The sequence below is a fragment of the Dehalococcoidia bacterium genome, assembly GCA_025060295.1.
Classification (GTDB): domain Bacteria; phylum Chloroflexota; class Dehalococcoidia; order Lucifugimonadales; family HRBIN23; genus HRBIN23.
Genome location: JANXCH010000011.1, coordinates 193,881 through 210,225, shown reverse-complemented (window position 1 = coordinate 210,225; position 16,345 = coordinate 193,881). Strand labels below are relative to the sequence as shown.

The 16,345-nt window shown below is 67.4% G+C and carries 14 protein-coding genes; 4 read left to right on the top strand and 10 right to left on the bottom strand.

From position 1 onward, the window contains the following. Window positions 1-46 precede the first annotated feature (46 nt). Both NZ951_06110 and NZ951_06105 read right to left on the bottom strand, forming a co-directional pair. On the bottom strand, window positions 47-2,509 hold the full coding sequence (locus tag NZ951_06110) for an ATP-dependent Clp protease ATP-binding subunit (GenBank protein MCS7207490.1): 2,463 nt from the start codon (window positions 2,507-2,509) through the stop codon (window positions 47-49). A gap of 28 nt (window positions 2,510-2,537) precedes the next feature. Further along, window positions 2,538-3,650 (bottom strand): S1 RNA-binding domain-containing protein, encoded by a 1,113-nt coding sequence (locus tag NZ951_06105; GenBank protein MCS7207489.1) that lies wholly within the window; start codon window positions 3,648-3,650, stop codon window positions 2,538-2,540. A 167-nt stretch (window positions 3,651-3,817) separates the two neighbouring features. On the opposite strand from NZ951_06105, the gene NZ951_06100 reads away from it, so the two are divergent. Then, window positions 3,818-4,057 (top strand): hypothetical protein, encoded by a 240-nt coding sequence (locus tag NZ951_06100; protein MCS7207488.1) that lies wholly within the window; start codon window positions 3,818-3,820, stop codon window positions 4,055-4,057. 24 nt (window positions 4,058-4,081) lie between these two features. Next, the gene (locus tag NZ951_06095; protein ID MCS7207487.1) at window positions 4,082-4,597 is read left to right on the top strand and encodes a hypothetical protein; all 516 of its coding nucleotides are present in this window, start codon (window positions 4,082-4,084) and stop codon (window positions 4,595-4,597) included. Here NZ951_06095 and aroB read toward each other — a convergent pair. The 5 genes from aroB to NZ951_06070 all read right to left on the bottom strand — a co-directional run bounded on the left by aroB (window position 4,594) and on the right by NZ951_06070 (window position 9,130). Further along, window positions 4,594-6,237, bottom strand: coding sequence for a 3-dehydroquinate synthase (gene aroB, locus NZ951_06090; GenBank protein MCS7207486.1), 1,644 nt, complete (start codon window positions 6,235-6,237; stop codon window positions 4,594-4,596). The genes NZ951_06095 and aroB overlap by 4 nt on opposite strands. Before the next feature lie 195 nt (window positions 6,238-6,432). Next, on the bottom strand, window positions 6,433-6,591 hold the full coding sequence (locus NZ951_06085; protein MCS7207485.1) for a hypothetical protein: 159 nt from the start codon (window positions 6,589-6,591) through the stop codon (window positions 6,433-6,435). Window positions 6,592-6,757: 166 nt separating this feature from the next. Beyond that, window positions 6,758-7,930 carry a chorismate synthase gene (gene aroC, locus NZ951_06080; GenBank protein ID MCS7207484.1) on the bottom strand — a complete coding sequence of 391 codons (1,173 nt, stop codon included), beginning with the start codon at window positions 7,928-7,930 and terminating at the stop codon, window positions 6,758-6,760. Further along, window positions 7,927-8,772, bottom strand: coding sequence for a shikimate dehydrogenase (locus tag NZ951_06075; GenBank protein ID MCS7207483.1), 846 nt, complete (start codon window positions 8,770-8,772; stop codon window positions 7,927-7,929). Before NZ951_06075 ends, aroC begins: the two co-directional genes overlap by 4 nt. A gap of 10 nt (window positions 8,773-8,782) precedes the next feature. Then, a complete protein-coding gene (locus tag NZ951_06070; protein ID MCS7207482.1) occupies window positions 8,783-9,130 on the bottom strand; it encodes a hypothetical protein in 348 nt (115 codons plus the stop codon). Window positions 9,131-9,403: 273 nt separating this feature from the next. Between NZ951_06070 and NZ951_06065 the strand changes: the two genes are divergently transcribed. Together NZ951_06065 and tgt are read left to right on the top strand one after the other, a co-directional pair. Continuing rightward, the gene (locus NZ951_06065) at window positions 9,404-10,258 is read left to right on the top strand and encodes a UbiA family prenyltransferase (GenBank protein MCS7207481.1); all 855 of its coding nucleotides are present in this window, start codon (window positions 9,404-9,406) and stop codon (window positions 10,256-10,258) included. Window positions 10,259-10,262: 4 nt separating this feature from the next. After that, a complete protein-coding gene (tgt, locus tag NZ951_06060) occupies window positions 10,263-11,447 on the top strand; it encodes a tRNA guanosine(34) transglycosylase Tgt (protein MCS7207480.1) in 1,185 nt (394 codons plus the stop codon). A gap of 13 nt (window positions 11,448-11,460) precedes the next feature. Here the strand turns inward: tgt and NZ951_06055 are convergent, their stop codons facing one another. From NZ951_06055 to NZ951_06045, 3 genes are read right to left on the bottom strand one after another with little or no spacing between them, the layout of a single operon-like run. After that, complete coding sequence (locus NZ951_06055; protein ID MCS7207479.1) at window positions 11,461-14,118, bottom strand: molybdopterin-dependent oxidoreductase; 2,658 nt, start codon at window positions 14,116-14,118, stop codon at window positions 11,461-11,463. Next, window positions 14,090-15,835, bottom strand: coding sequence for an SLBB domain-containing protein (locus tag NZ951_06050; GenBank protein MCS7207478.1), 1,746 nt, complete (start codon window positions 15,833-15,835; stop codon window positions 14,090-14,092). The genes NZ951_06055 and NZ951_06050 overlap by 29 nt, the downstream gene beginning before the upstream one ends. Continuing rightward, the gene (locus tag NZ951_06045; GenBank protein MCS7207477.1) at window positions 15,832-16,329 is read right to left on the bottom strand and encodes an NAD(P)H-dependent oxidoreductase subunit E; all 498 of its coding nucleotides are present in this window, start codon (window positions 16,327-16,329) and stop codon (window positions 15,832-15,834) included. Before NZ951_06045 ends, NZ951_06050 begins: the two co-directional genes overlap by 4 nt. Window positions 16,330-16,345 lie beyond the last annotated feature (16 nt).

Here is a 16,345-nt window from a genome sequence, read left to right as displayed (position 1 = left end):
AGGCCCCATCCCACTCATGATGTCTGGGGAGGGGGCCGAGGGGCCACTAGCTGCGGGCGGAGGCGGTCTCCCGACAGCGGGTAACGATCTGGTCGTTCTCCACGTCTATGATGACGGTGTCGCCGGGCTTGAACTTGCCGGCCAGGAGTTCCTCGGAGAGGCGGTCTTCCACATGGGTTTGGATGACCCGACGCAGGGGGCGTGCGCCGAAGTTGGGGTCGTAGCCCTTCTGGCCCAGCCACTCCCGCGCCGCAGGGGTAATCTCCAGTTTGATGTCCTTCTCGGCCAGTTGCTTGTGCACTTGGGAGAGCATAAGGTCCACGATCTGCAGGATGTGCTCCCGAGTGAGGGCGTGGAACACCACGATGGCATCAATGCGGTTGAGGAACTCGGGGCGGAAGAAGCGTTTCACCTCGGTGGTAACCTTTTCCTTCATCCGCTCGTAGGCTTCCTGGAAGGTGCGGGCCTCCTCCTTTTTCACCTGGAAACCCAGGGCCGACTCCCTGCGAATCAGGTCGGAGCCCAGGTTGCTGGTCATGATGATGATGGTGTTGCGGAAGTCCACCTTACGTCCTTTGGCGTCGGTGAGGTGGCCGTCGTCGAAGATTTGCAGGAGGATGTTGAACACATCGGGGTGGGCCTTTTCTATCTCGTCCAGCAGGATGACCGAGTGGGGCTTACGGCGGATGGTCTCGGTGAGTTGGCCCCCCTCCTCGTAGCCCACATAGCCCGGGGGTGCGCCCACTAGGCGGGCGACGGTGTGGCGCTCCATAAACTCGGACATATCCAGGCGCACCATAGCGTCGTCGGAGCCGAACATGAACTCGGCCAGGGCGCGGGCCAGTTCGGTCTTGCCCACGCCGGTGGGCCCCAGGAAGATGAAGACACCCACGGGGCGACGGGGGTCCTTCAGGCCGGCGCGGGCGCGGCGGACGGCCTTGGAGACCACGGTGATGGCCTCGTCTTGCCCGATGATGCGTTTGTGGAGGTGCTCCTCCATCTTCAGGAGGCGCTCTGTCTCTTCCTGCTTGAGGCGGGAGAGGGGGATGCCCGTCCACATGGAGACCACCTCGGCGATGTCGTCGGCGGTAACGACGGGCTTCTCCTTCTCCTGCTCGGTCTGCCACTGGCGCTCCGCCTCCTCCACCTTGCGCATGAGGTTGAGTTCCCGTTGGCGCAGTTCGGCGGCGTATTCATACTGTTGGTTGGCGATGGCCTCCTCTTTCTCCCGGCGCACATTCTCCAGGAGTTTCTGCACCTCTTTGACTGAGAGGGGGGTGGTGGCCCGCTGGATGCGCACGCGGGAGGCGGCCTCGTCCACCAGGTCAATGGCCTTATCGGGGAGGAAGCGGTCGGGGATGAAGCGGGCGGCCAGGCGCGCGGCGGCGACCAACGCCTCGTCGGAGATGGTGAGGCGGTGGTGCTCCTCGTAGCGCCCCTTGATGTAGCGGAGGATTTCCACCGTGTCCTCCACGGTCGGCTCCTCCACCAAAACGGGCTGGAAGCGCCGTTCCAAAGCCGGGTCCCGCTCCACGTATTTGCGGTAGTCATCCAGGGTGGTGGCACCCACCACTTGCAACTCCCCCCGGGAGAGGGAGGGTTTGAGGATGTTGGCGGCGTCCACAGCCCCTTCGGCGGCGCCCGCCCCTACCAGGGTGTGCATCTCGTCGATGAACAGGATGATGTTGCCGGCGGTGCGGATTTCCTCAATGACTTTCTTGAGGCGCTCCTCAAACTCGCCCCGGTATTTGGTGCCGGCCACCAGGGCTCCCATATCCAGGGTAACCAGGCGTTTGCCCTGCAGGGTTTCGGGCACCTCGCCGGCCACGATGCGCTGGGCCAGGGCCTCCACGATGGCCGTTTTGCCCACGCCGGGCTCGCCGATGAGGACGGGGTTGTTCTTGGTGCGGCGGGAGAGGATTTGGATGACCCGCTGGATTTCCCGATGGCGTCCCCAGACGGGGTCCAGTTTACCCTGGCGTGCCAGAGCGGTGAGGTCCACCCCCAGTTGGTCCAGGGTGGGGGTGCGGGCGGTGGCGCGCCCCTCCCGGGCCTGGCCGGTGGTCTGGGAGAGGATGCGCTGGGTTTCGGCCCGCACCCGGTCCAGGCTCACCCCCAGGCTTTCCAGCACCCCGGCGGCCACGCCCTCCCCCTCCCGCAAAAGGCCGATGAGGAGGTGCTCGGTGCCGATGTAGTGGTGGCCCAGGCGACGGGCCTCGTCCACGGCCAGCTCAATCACCTTTTTGGCACGAGGGGTCAGGCCGATGCTCTCCTGGGAGACGGGGCGCTCGCCCCGCCCGATGATGAACTCGACGGCGGAACGGACCTTGTTGAGGTCTACACCCAGGTTGGCCAGGACGCGTGCTGCAACCCCTTCCGTCTCTCGTACCAGGCCCAGGAGGAGGTGCTCGGTGCCGATGTAGTTATGGTTGAAGCGGACGGCCTCCTCTTGGGCCAGGGATAAGACCCTGCGGGCTCTTTCTGAGAACTTTTCAAATCTGCTCGTCATGGCTCACCGTCCTTGCCGAGGCTCTGGGTTACAAGGCCAGTTCCGCCTGGGCCTGGCGCAGGCTTAGGGCGATGCGCTTCCGCTCCGGTTCAATGCGGAGGACTTTGACCGTGACACTGTCCCCCTCGCGCACGGCCTGGCGGGGGTCGGTGAGGGGGCGGTCGGACAGTTCGGAGATGTGAATCAACCCCTCTATGCCATCCTCGAGACGGGCGAAGGCACCAAACTCGGTGAGGCGGGTGATGGTGGCGGGCACCAGTTGGCCCACCTGATAACGGGCGGCGACGGTCTCCCAGGGCTGGGGGAGCAGACGGCGCAAGGAGAGGCTGATGCGCCGGTTCTCCCGGTCCACCTTCAGCACATACACCTCTACCTCCTGCCCCACCTGCAGCACCTCCTCGGGGCGGGTCACCCGCGTCCAGGAGAGTTCGGAGAGGTGGATAAGGCCATCGGCCCCCCCCAAATCCACGAAGGCCCCAAAGGGGGACAGGCTGGACACACGCCCTTTGCGCACTTGGCCCTCCTGCAGCTCCTGGAGCAGGCGTGCCTTTTGGGCCTCCCGCTCCTCCTGCCAGACGGCCCGCTCGGAGAGGATGGCCCGTCCCCGTTTGCGCTCCACCTCCAGCACTTTGAGGTGGAGGGTTTTGCCCACCCGTTGGGCCAGATCGCTCTCCCCTTGGGGAGGTTTGGGGTTGGGGGCCACCTGGGAGAGGGGGACAAAGCCCTGAACGCCCTCCACCTCCACCACAAGCCCACCTTTATTATAGCCCGTGCAGCGTGCTGTGATCCTTTTGCCTTCGGCCAGGGCCGCTTCCAACAGACGCCACCCCTTTTCGCCGTGGGCGCGGTCTACGGAAAGGAGAGCGGGGCCCTCCGCGTCCTCGGGGCGGAGCACGGTGGCGAGGATGGTATCACCCACTTTCACGCTCTTGTCGGCCAGGGTGCGCATCTCCCGCAGGGGGACAAACCCCTCCGATTTCCCCCCCACGCTGACCAGCAGGCCGTCGGAGTCCACCCGCATCACCAGACCCTCTACGATTTCACCCCGACGCAGAGTGCGCCACCCCTCCGTGTGGCTGAGCCAGTCAGACATACTGGGAGGGGTAGGGGGAGTGGGAGTGCCCTGGCCTGGCGCGCTCACGGCTGCCCTGTCCTTTCCGGGGGGTGGCTACCCTCATGATAGGGGCTCGTTGCAGTGCTGTAAAGGGCGGGGGGCAACACCCCACGAACCTCTTTTTTGTGGGATGGGCTTCCACACGGCTGGCCGTCTGCCTCTGCGGAGTGGGATAATACCCTGGAGGGGGCAGCATGCGGGTGCACATGCATGTGGAGCGTCCCGTTTTCCTGTGTGTGGAGTCGTCCCTGTGGGGGTGGGTGATCTCCCACGAGTGCCGTCCCGACCGGGTGGAGCCGTGCTCCGAGAATGTGGTGGGGGATACGGTTATTCTGCCCTATGTGGAGGATCTGCTGGCGGAACTGCGCCGCCGAGGGGTGTCGGAGGGGGATGTGGCCCGTGTCTGGGCGGCGGCGCAGGGCACGGGGGCCTGAACCCGTAGTATACTGGGAAAGGCGATGAGCACGGCACGGGACATCGTGGAGGGCTTTCGGCAGGTCGTGCGCGACCTGCTAATCCCCGAGTTCAAGGCCCTGCAGGCCGAGGTGCGCCTGTTGGGCGAGCGCCTGGACCGCCTGGAGAAGGTCTTGGAGGAGCGCTTCGCCCAGGTGGAGCAGCGGTTCGGCCAGATGGAGCAACGCTTTGGCCAGTTAGACCAGCGCTTCGTTCAGATAGAGCAGCGGTTCGCCCAGGTGGACCAGCGCTTCGCCCAGGTGGACGCCCGCTTTGAGGCCCTGACGCGGGAGATGAACGAACGCTTCGCCCGGGTGGACGCCCGCTTTGACGCTATGCACAAGGAAATTCTGGACTTGGCCAAGGCGGTCTCGGCCATTGATGGGAAGATGGATATCCTCATGCGTCAGATGGCCACCCTTACGGATGTGGCGCGCCTGACGGTGCGGGTGGAGAACCTGGAGAAGCAGGTGAGCACTCTAGCCGAGACGGTGCGCCAGTTGACGGCCAGCCGCTCCTAGCGCCCTGTAATCTCCCGCAAAGCCTCGTCCACCAGGGCGTCGGGCACGTCGGCCCGCACCACCGCCCGTCCGATGTCGGCCAGGAGCACCCACCGCAGGCCCTTTCCCGCCCGCTTCTTGTCCACAGCCATGGCGGCCTTGAGGGCCTGGGGGTCTACCCCCGGGCAGGCCGTCGGGAGGCCGAAGCGCTCCAGCACGCGCCGCTGGCGCTCCAACCCCTCGGCGGACAGAAGGCCCATCCGCTGGCTGATGCGTCCCTCGGCCATCATGCCGATGGCCACTGCCTCCCCGTGCAGGTAATCCGTGTAGCCCGTCGCCTGCTCTAGGGCGTGGCCGACGGTGTGCCCATAGTTGAGGAGGATACGCAGGCCTTTGGTCTCTTTCTCATCCTGGGAGACCACCGCGGCCTTGATGGCCATGGACCTGCGGAGCACGGGCACTGTTACCTGCCTGTCCAGGCCCAGGAGGGCCTCGGCCTGCTCCTCACAAGTGCGGAAGAGGTGGGCATCCAGAATGAGCCCATGCTTGATGGTCTCGGCCCATCCCTCTCGCAGGGCGCGGGGGGGAAGGGTGCTCAAGGTTGCCGCGTCGGCCAGCACCATGCGGGGTTGGTGAAAGGCCCCCACCAAATTCTTCCCCTCAGGCAGGTCCACACCTGTCTTGCCACCGATGGCGGCGTCCACCATTGCCAGGAGGGTGGTGGGCACCTGGATGAAGGGCATGCCCCGATTGTAGGTGGCGGCGACGAAGCCTGCCAGGTCGCCCACCACACCCCCGCCCACGGCCACGATGAGGTGGCCCCGCTGGGCCTTCAAAGATGCCAGCCACCCATACGCCAGGCGCACGGTGTCCAGGGTCTTGGACGCCTCGCCCGGCGGAAAGGTGAAGATGTGGGTCGGGATGTCGGCCTCCTCCAGGGCGGTTTGCACCTTGCGCCCCCAGGTATAAAAGACCGCCCGGTCGCTCACCAGGTAGGCGGTGGAGGCGAGGCCGATGCGCTGGAGCCTCTGTCCCAGGGTGGGGATGAGGTTCCATCCGGCGTAAATAGCGTAGGGGCCGGCGGAGGTGTGCACGATGGCAGCCAGGTCAGCATCGGCGTCGGCGGGCTGGGGGAAGCGCCGGCGGGCCAGGTCGTAGCCCCGCACCACCTCGTGGGCTGCCTCGTCCACGGAGAGGTGGTCGGTGTGGACGGTCCAGTCGGCGAGGGCGTAGAGGGGCTGGCGCTGGGCCTTGAGGGTGCGGATGCGTTCCAGGGGTTGGGGGCCCGCCAGCAGAGGGCGCACCTCGTCCTCGGCCTGGACGAGGCGCTGGAGGATGGTGTCGGGCCGGGCCTCCAGGCAGATGACCACCCCCGCCTGGGCCATGTGTTGGCGGTTGGCCTCGCGGAGCACTGCCCCCCCGCCGGTGGCGATGACGGTGGGCTGGGGGGAGGCGAGGGCGTCGGCCAGGACCTGGGTCTCCAGGGTGCGGAAGGCCTCTTCCCCCTCTTGGGCGAAGATAGCAGCGATAGGCTTGCCGGCCCGTCGCACTATTTCTTGGTCGGTATCCACGAAAGGCCATCCCAGGAGGCGGGCGACCTCCCGTCCTATGGCGGACTTGCCGGTGCCCGAGAAGCCGATAAGGATAAGGTGGGGCTTCATGGAGAACGCTCTTTCTGTGTGTCTCTCCGTTGGGAATTGGCGCAACGCGTGCAGAGATATCGTAACAGATCGGGAAGGGGTGTTCCGACGGGGGCACTGCACACAGCGACTGTCCGTGACCCCTACTAGGCCTGCTCCAGCCCGCGCCATCCCGCCTTACAGGGTTCTCCTCACCTAAAGCACCCGCTCGTCCTGTCAGAGGCGACGCACAAAGGGGCGCTCCCGCATCGGTGCACACTCTTTGGGGATGTACCAGAGCACATCCATATCCACAGGGACGGCCAGCAACCCATACAGGCGTGGCACCCGCTCCACGAACCCTTCGCGGGTGCGCACGATCACCACGATGTCCAAGTCGGTGCCCAGGTCGGCCCGCCCGAGGGGCGTAGGAGCCTCCTAGGCTCACCCTCTCCCCCTCCGGCAGAGACGGAAGGATGGCGACGATGGGGTTTAGGGTCTGTCTGCGGTCCTCCCGCGGGAGGCCTCCTGCGGGCGAGCCAGGGCATCGGCATTCGCGTGCCTATCCACGCCGTCCCCGAGGGCCGATGGTCTGGAGATAAGCCTGGTAGTTGCGCCGCACCTCCTCCAGGTGGTCGCCCCCGAACTTCTCCAGGAAGGCGTCGGCTAGCACCAGGGCCACCATCGCCTCGCCGATGACACCCGCGGCGGGCACCTGGCACACATCGGAGCGCTCGTAGTGGGCCTGCACCGTCTCCCCCGTCCACAAATCTACCGAGGGCAAGGGTTTGGCCAGGGTGGAGATGGGCTTCACCGCAAAGCGGGCCAGCAGGGGCATGCCGTTGGTCATTCCCCCCTCGGTGCCCCCGGCGCGGTTGGTCTTGCGTTGCCAGGGGCGGGCGGGGTCGGTTACCGGCTCAATGACATCGTGCACCTGGCTCCCCCGCAGGCTGGCCGATTCCCACCCGTCGCCGATGGAGACGGCTTTGACGGCGTTGATGGACATCAGGGCCTGGGCGATGCGCCCGTCTATGCGTCGGTCCCACTGCACGTGGCTCCCCAGGCCGATGGGCACCCCCTCGGCCACCACCTCCACAATACCCCCCACTGTATCCCCCGCCTCACGGGCGGCGTCGATGGCGGCGATCATCCTTTTTTCGGCCTCGGGATCGGCACAGCGCACCGGGGACGCCTCCACCCGCTCCCAATCTATGGGCGGAGTGGGCTTGGCCCACACGCCCCCGATGTTGAGCACGTGGGAGTGGATGGTGATGCCGAACTGGGCCAGGAACATCCTGGCCACAGCCCCTGCGGCCACGCGCGCTGCCGTCTCCCGGGCGGAGGCGCGCTCCAAGATGTTGCGCACATCGTGCTGGTAGTATTTCATGGCCCCTGCCAGGTCGGCGTGGCCGGGGCGGAGACGGGTCACGGGGGGGACGGCCTCGGCCACAGGGGCGATGCTCATCTGGGTCTGCCAGTTGGGCCAGTCGCGGTTCCAGATAAGCAGGGCGATGGGGGAGCCCAGGGTCAGGCCGTGGCGCACGCCCGACAGGATTTCGGCGCGGTCTTGCTCAATCTGCTGACGGGCGCCGCGCCCATAGCCCCCCTGACGGCGGCGCAGGTCTTTGGCGATGGCGTCTTCGGTGAGGGGGAGCCCCGCCGGCACCCCCTCCACGATGACCACCAGCCCGCGCCCGTGGGACTCGCCCGCCGTGAGCCACCGGAGGTGGGTCATGCTCGGGCCTCCTGCACAGCAGAGCGGACGGCGCGCCACATAACTTCTATAGGTGCCGGCCGCCCCGTCCACAGTTCAAAGGCCAGCGCCCCCTGGTGCACCAGCATCCCTAGCCCTCCCACCGCCCGTGCCCCCGCCCGCTGCGCCTCCCGCAGAAGGGGTGTCTGCTCGGGCGTATAGACCAGGTCGTAGACCACCACAGAGGGGGGAATCTGCTCTGCCCTTAGGGGAGTATCCCCCGCCGCGGGGGTGTGGGCCATGCCCAGGGGCGTGCAGTGGACGATGAGGTCGGCCCCCGCGGCGGCACGGGTCAGGGCCTCCTCCTCCCAGGGGATGCACACCACGGGCACCGTCAGGAGGCGGGCGATGGCATACGCCCGATCGGGCGTCCGCGCCGCAATGGTCAGGGATCCCACCCCCGCCTGAGCGAGTGCATAGGCTACAGCGCGGGCCGAGCCCCCCGCTCCTAAGATGAGGACACGCTTCCCTTGGGGGGGACAGCCCGCCTCCTGCACCGCCCGCAAAAATCCCGGGGCGTCGGTGTTCTCCCCGAGGAGGGTGCCGTGGCGGTGGACGATGGTGTTCACCGCTCCGATGGCACGGGCGGTAGGGGTCAGGGTATCCAGCAGGGGGAGCACCGCCTCCTTGTGGGGGATGGTTACATTGGCCCCCAGGATGTCCCCGTTGCGCAAGGACTGAATGCGCTGGGGCAAGACCTGGGGAGGCGTCTCCCACGCCTCGTAGCGGATGTCCAAGCCCAGGGCAGAAAAGGCCGCCTGATGCATGCGAGGCGACAGGGAGTGGCCCACAGGGTAGCCGATGATGCCGACGCGCAAGGACATGGTACCTGCATCAGGAGGGGCGCTCGGCGAGGCGCTGGGCGAGGGCATCCACCCGCTTCTCCAGCATCTCCAGACGCACCGTAACCTGGGTGAGGGTCTTGAAGTCCACGATGTGGCTCAGGAGCAGGTCCAGTTTGCCGTTCACGGTAGCCATATCGGCGCGCAGGTCGGCGATCTGTTGCTCCACTTTCAGGAAGCGCTCATCTACTCGGGCGAAGCGCTCCTCTATGACCTTCTCCAGTGTGTCCAAGCGCTCGCCGAGGAAACGCACCTCAGTCTGTAGAGCCTTGCACTCGGGGATCAGGAGGTCGCGCACCACCTCCCGAAAGCCCTCCACGATCTCCCGTGCCATGCCCATTGTGGCCTCTCCTTATGCCCTAGGGCCAGTGGCTCTGCTGCGTCTGACTGCCCCTATCCAGGAGGCAAGGGCACTCTCGGCCGGCGGGTGGGGATGGTACGCCGTTCTGCTCCGCACGGCCCAAAGGCCTATCCCCACACCCCTCACGCTCCTGGGGCGTAGCGCTTCGCCTTAGACAGCCTCACCGCCAGTATAACACCCCTTATACTAGCAGGAGAACCCTGTGGAGGACGCGTGTTGGGCGTTGTCTCGTCTCTGCGGGCAGGAGAGGGTGTGTCCCTCGGCCAGCGGGCGCTCGCCTACATCCTTGTGCTCAAGCCCCGGGAGACCCTTCTCCTGGCTCTAATGGGGTGGACGACAGCCCTGGTGGCTGCCGACCTGCAGCCAACGCCGATGCGTTTCCTCTGGACGGCGCTGGCGGTGCTCCTGGGGAGCGCGGGGGCCAATGGGCTGACCAACTTCCTCGACAGGGGGGTGGACGCCCGCATGCGCCGCACCCAAAGGCGGGTGCTCCCGCGGGGCCTCCTACGCCCCGCCGAGGCAGGTATCTGGGCGGCGGGGCTGGTGGCCGTGTCCCTGGGGATGGCGTGGGTCTTGCACCCTCTCGCCTTCGGAGCGGGGGCGCTGGCGGTGGTGTGTGCCCTGGTGGCCCGCAAGACCTGGGCGACCCATTTCTTGGGTATCGTCTCCTCCTGCGGGCCGGTGTGGGTGGCCTGGTTCGCCATGCACCCCCAGATGACCCCCCTTCTGGGCCTCCTGACCCTGCTGGTGGCCCTGTGGGTGCCGGTGCATGTGTGGACGCTGATGCTGGCCTATCGGGAGGACTACCTGCGGGCGGGGGTGAACATCTTTCCTCTGGACAAGGGGCGGGGGCTTGCGCCCTGGCTGTGCTTTGCCCTGTCGGTGGCCCTGCTGGGGGTGGTGGTGGTGATGGCCCTTGTGGGGCGGTTTGGCCCTCTGTTCTGGGTGGGGGCGGGCCTCACCGGCCTGCTTCTGGCCTGGGCCTGCTGGCGGATGGCGCGCTCACCGCTACCGCCTTTGGCCATCCGCCCCTTCCGCCTGTCGGCCTATCCGTTTCTGGGGGCCGTGTTCCTGGGGATGCCGTTGGACCGCTGGCTGATGGGATAGGCTGATGAGCGCCTTTGCCTTTCAGGTGGAAGCCACCTGCGCCTCTGCCCGCGCCGGCTGGCTCTTGACCCCCCACGGCCGTGTGCCCACTCCTGCCTTTATGCCTGTGGCCAGCCAGGCCTCAATCAAAGCCCTTACCCCCCAGGAGGCCCGCGCCTGCGGCACCCACATCCTCATCTGCAACGCCTACCACCTGGCCCTGCGGCCGGGGGCGGAGGTGGTGCGAGCCTTCGGAGGCCTGCACGCCTTTATGGGCTGGGACGGCCCCCTGTTCACCGACTCGGGGGGGTTCCAGGTCTACTCCCTGGGCGACCTGCGCCGCACCACCGACGAGGGCATCCTGTTCCAGTCCCACCTGGACGGCTCCACCCGCTGGCTGACACCTGAGGAAGCCATCCGCATCCAGGAGGCGCTGGGAGCCGATGCCATCACCTGCCTGGACGAGTGCCTACCCTATGGGGCCTCCTCCGATGCCCTCCGGCGAGCGGTGGAGCGCACCCAGCGCTGGGCCGAACGGTGCGTCCGCGCCCGCACCCGCCCCGACCAGGCTCTGTTCGCCATTGTCCAGGGCGGGCACGACCTGGCCCTGCGCCAAGCCTCTGCTCAGGGCCTTGTGTCCCTGGACTGCGAAGGATACGCCGTCGGGGGGCTTTCCGTCGGGGAGGACAAGGCCCTGTTCCTGCAGATCGCCCAGGGCACCGTCGCCTTCCTGCCCGCCCACAAGCCCCGCTACCTCATGGGCGTGGGCGCACCCGACGACCTGGTGCACTGCATTGGCATGGGGTATGACCTGTTTGACTGTGTGCTCCCCACCCGCACGGGGCGCACGGGGGGCATCTACACCCGCCAGGGGCGTATAGACATCACCGCCGCCCGCTGGCGTCTGGAACGGGGGCCTCTGGAGGAGGGGTGCGACTGCTTCACCTGCACCCATTTTGGGGCAGGGTACCTGCACCACCTTTTCCGCGCCCAGGAGCTGCTAGCCTTCCGCCTGGCGACTGTGCATAACCTGCGCTTCTACCAGCGCCTGATGGCTCAGGCACGCCAGGCTATCGTGGAGGGACGCTTTCCCCAGTGGCAGAGGGCCTTTTTGGATACCTACCAGCCCACTGACGAGGAGGCCCGCCTGGCTCAGCACCAGCAGAGGCTCCGCCGCCAAGCACGCTCCCACGAGGAGACCTGGCACTGAGGGGACAAGAGGGCTACGCCACCGGCTCCAAGCGGGCGGGGAGCACCGACAGCCCCGGCACCGCCAGCATGGGATCGGGGGCTTCGGAGGAGGCCAACTGCACCGCCAACTGCCCGAACAGGCCGGTGATGCTCACCATCCCTGGGACCGTCCCCGAGGTCTGCACCCGCGCCCTCTGCCGCCCCTGGGGGGTTACCACATCCACCATGGCCCCATCAGATAGGCCCAGGCGTTGGGCATCGGCGGGGTGCACCTCCACCACCTCGTCCCTCTGGATGGTGTTCAGGCGTCCGCGGCGGACAATGTGCATCTCCCGCCCCTCCTGCAGGAGCACCCGCCCGACTGCCAGGGCCAGGGGGAACTCGGGGGTGCGCACATCGGCGGGGTCGAGCGCCGGCAGGGGTAACAGGCGCGTGCGCTGGGGCGTCAGGGGCCATACCCCGCCCAACCGCCCCGGCCCCAGGTCGGCATAGGCGGGCACTGCACTTGCCATCTCCCGCCACACCTCCTCCCACGAGCCGAAGGCGAAGCCCGCCCCCCCCATCCGTTGGGCCAAGGCACTGAAGACCCACCAATCGGGGCGCTCCTGGCCCCGCAGGGGCACCGCCCCCCGCACCCGTTGCACCCGCCGCTCCAGGCTGGTGTAGGAGCCGTCCCGCTGGGCGAAGGTAGCCGAGGGGAAGACCACATCCGCCACCCGCGCCAAAGGCGATAGCAGGTGGTCGTGCACGACGATAAACTCGGCCGCGGCCAAGGCGTTGACGGCGGGCGTATCCAGGGCGGGGCTGTTGCCCACGATCTGCACGGCCCGCACCCGCTTGCTGGCGATTCCCGCCAGGATGCCTGGGAAGTCCACTGCGGGAGCCGAGGGCACCTCGGCCCCCCACATCTGGGCCAGGCGCTGGCGCGCCGTGGCGTCTCCCAGGCGGGCGTGGCCCGGCAGGTAGCCCGCCACGGCCCCCACATCCAGCAAGCCCTGCAGGTTGGTGCCCGGGGGCAAGGGGAAGAGCCACCCCTCGTTGCCCGTGAGGAGGGCCAGGTTCACTAGGGCGCGGGCGACCGCCTCCCCATGGGCGGGGGGCAGGTTGTCCAGGCTGTAAAGGATGGCAAGGGGACGCACCCCGCCCAGCAGGCGCACCGCCTTCCGCAGGGCATCCAGGGGCACGCCCGAGCGCAGGGCAACCGCATCGGGGGCGAAGGCCTGCAGGCTCTGGCGCAAGGCGTCCAAGCCCTCCAGGTTCGCCCCGTCCTTGGGGGCCAAGCCCTCCTCCAGGAGCAGGCGCACCAGGGCACCCACCACCAGGTGCTCGGTCCCGGGGAAGGGGCGAAGCCAAAGGTCGGCATAGCGGGTCAGTTCCACTTCGCGGGGGTCGAGCACCACCACCTGGGCGGTGCCCGCCTTCTTGGCCCGCTTGATGGGCACCGCCGCCACATTGTGCTCCTCGGTGATGTTGCTGTTCACCACGAGCACGGCGCGGGCGTCTTTCAGAGCTGAGAGGCTCCCCGTGGCGGCGTAGGCCCCCAGGGCCTCCTCCAGGGGGGTGCGCAGGAAGGGGCGGGTGGGGTAGGCGGCGTCAATGGCGTTGGATGCCATCACCAGGCGGGCGAACTTCTGGGCCAGGTAGGCATCCTCGGTGGTGGCCCGCAGACCCAGGAGCACCGCATAGGAGCCTTTATACCCCGCCAGGCGCTGGGCGGTGTAGTCCAGCGCCTCCTCCCAGGACGCCTCCCGCAGGTGGCCGTCCTGCCGCATAAGGGGGGTGCGCAGGGCGCTGGGAGCGTTCACAAACTCCAGGCCGAACTTCCCCTTGTAGCAGAGCATCCCCCCGTTGAAGGCGTTCCAATCCCCGATGGCGCGGATGAGGCGTCCCTTGCGGTCCACCTCCACCTTCATCTGGCACCCTACGGGGCAGTTGGGGCAGGTGGTGAAAGTGGTGGAGACCGCCTTCTCCCACTTCCACGCCCGCTCCACGAGGGCACCCACAGGGCACACATCAATGCACGCTCCGCAGAACTCGCACCCCGACTCCAGAAGGGAGGTGCCCCGGGAGGTGCCCACCAGGGCCGTGCCCGACCGCTCCACCATGCAGATGGCGTTGTCGCCCCGCAGTTCCTCGCACGCCCGCACGCATCGGGCGCACACGATGCACAGGTTGTAGTCCCGGTCGTAGAAGGGATCCCGCACCTCAATGGGGAGGTTGCGGTAGTTGTAGGGGAGGGGCGTCTCCATCGGGACGCCCACAAAGCGCACCGTGTCCTTCAGTTCGCACCGCTCGTTCTTGGGGCATACCACACAGCGGTCGGTAACACGGATGTGGCGCAAACAGACATCGGTGGGGCCGCACAGTTCAATGCGGTGGCAGGTGAGGCACCCGTGGGGATGTTCCGAGAGGAGCAGTTCCAGAATCCCCTGGCGCAGGGATTGCAGGAGGGGGCTATTGGTCTTCACCACCATCTTATCGGCCACGGGTGTGGTGCAGGAGGCGGGGGTGCCCCGCCCCCCCTCCACCTCCACCACGCACATCCGACACGCCCCCCACGGCTTCATCCCCGGGAAGTAGCACAGGTAGGGGATGTAGATGCCGTTGTCCAGGGCCACTTGCAGGATGGTCTGGCCGGGGCGGGCGGTAACCTGCTTCCCGTCAATGGTGAGCGTAAGAGTGTCGGGCATACCACCCCCCTACAGGTTCGGGACGCGTCCGCTTGGGGAGGGAAAGGCGCGGCTCACACGCCCCTGTGGGACAGCGCCGCTCTTCCAAGTGGATGCGGAAGTCCTCGGCGCAGAAGCGCAGGGCCGAGTGCACTGGGTTGAAGCCCAACTGCCCGTGCCCACACAGGGAACCCAGGCTCATAGCTTGGCCGATGGTGCGCATAGCCTCCAGGTCGCTGGGGCGCCCCTGGCCGGCAGCGATGCGGTCCAGCACCTCCAGCATATGGGTGAACCCCAAGCGGCAGGGGAAACACTTGCCACACGACTCAAACTGGCAGAAGGCCACCAGGTTGCGCACCAGGTCTACGGCGCAGGTGGCAGTATCGGCGACGATGATGCCCCCCGAGCCGAAGATGGCCCCCGCCTGGGCCATGCCGTCAAAGTCCAGGGCGATGTCCAGGCGTTCGGCACCCAGCACGCCGCCCAGCGGCCCCCCTGTTTGCAGGAGTTTGACGGGGCGTCCGGTGCCGGTGCCCCCGCCGATGTCCTCCACCACTCGGCGCAGGGTTAGGCCGAAAGGCACCTCATACCAGCCGGGACGGGCGACCTGCCCCGAAAGGCAAACGATGGCCGTGCCTTTGCTCTTCTCGGTGCCGATGGAGGCGAACCAGGCCCCGCCCCGCGCCACAACCTCGGGCACATAAGAGAGGGTCTTGACATTGTTGATGTTGCTGGGCTTGCCCCAGAGGCCCACTTGGGCAGGGAAGGGGGGACGGGAGCGGGGCATAGCCCGCTTCCCCTCAATGGCCTCCATCAGGGCCGTCTCCTCGCCCGATACATAGGATTCTCCGGTGAGGGCCACCTCCATATCAAAGGAGAAGGCACTCCCCAGGATGTTTTTGCCCAGCAGGCCCGCCTTGTAGGCCTCCTGGATGGCCTTGCGGGTGAAAGTGATAGGGCCTTCGTGCCCGTGGCGGATGAACACATAGCCCTTCGTGGCGCCGGTGGCGTAGCCGGCGATGGTGCACCCCTCAATGAGGGTGAACGGGTCGCTCTCCAGGATACCCTTATCGTTGAAGGCGCCCGGGTCGCCCTCCTCGCAGTTGACCAGGATGTACTTGACGGGGCCGGGGGCGCGGGCCAGGAAGTTCCACTTGGCGCCGGTGGAGAAGGCGGCGCCGCCCCGTCCCCGTAGGCCCGACTTGGTAACCTCCTCAATCACCTGGGCGGGTTTCATCTCGGTCAGGGCTTTGGCCAGGCCCTGGTAGCCCCCGTTGGCGATGTAGTGGGCCAGGTTGGCAGGCTCCACCGTGCCACAGTTGCGGGTGGCGATGCGCACCTGGGGTTTCCAGGCGGGGTGCTCCTCCAGGGGGGCGATGCCCTCTACCCGTCCCCCCAGAGTGCCCAGGGCCAGGTCGGGGCGGGGGTTGTCCTGCAGCAGGTAGTCCTCCACCAGGGTTGCGGCCAGGTGGGGGGTAACCTTCTGGTAGAAGATGCGGGGGCGGCCGGGCTTTTGGATGTCTACCAACGGCTCGGCGAAGCACAACCCGATGCACCCCACAGGGGTCACGGTGGCGGGGATGCCCCGGCGCTCCACAGCGCGCCGTAGGGCGTGGAGCACCTCTTGGGCACCCGCCGCCTTCCCACAGATGGCGGTGCCCACCCGAATCCAAGGGCGTTCGTGTAGGGCAGCCCAGTGGGCGCGGGCCTCTTGGGCCAGGGTGGCGTAGGTGGTCATGGGGCCTCCTGGTGGGGGGCAGTGTGGTTCAGGCCCTGCAGGAGGCGGCGCGCCTGCTCGGGCGTGACCCGCCCGTAGAGGTGGTGGTCCAGGAGGAGGGCGGGGGCTTGGGCGCAGGCCCCGAGGCAGGTGTTCAGTTTCAGGGAGAAACGCTTATCGGGGGTATCGCCCTCGCCGGGCAGGCCCAGCGCCTCCTGCACTGCCCGCAGGATAGCTTGGGCACCCAGCAGGTGGCAGGTAGGCCCCCAGCACACCTCAATGGTGTGGATCCCGGGCGGGGTGAAGCGGAAGTTGGTATAAAAGGACGCTACGGCCCACACATCGTTAACGGTGGCGCCCGTGTGGCGGGCCACCTCTTCTATGGCCTCGGGGGGGAGCCAGCCCACCGCATCCTGCACCGCTAGGAGGGACGACAGGACAGTTACCGTAGGCTGGGGCTGGCTGGCGATGGCCTGGCGGATGCGCTGGCGGAGGGCCTCATCGGAGGAGGACACCACACCACCTCGTGAA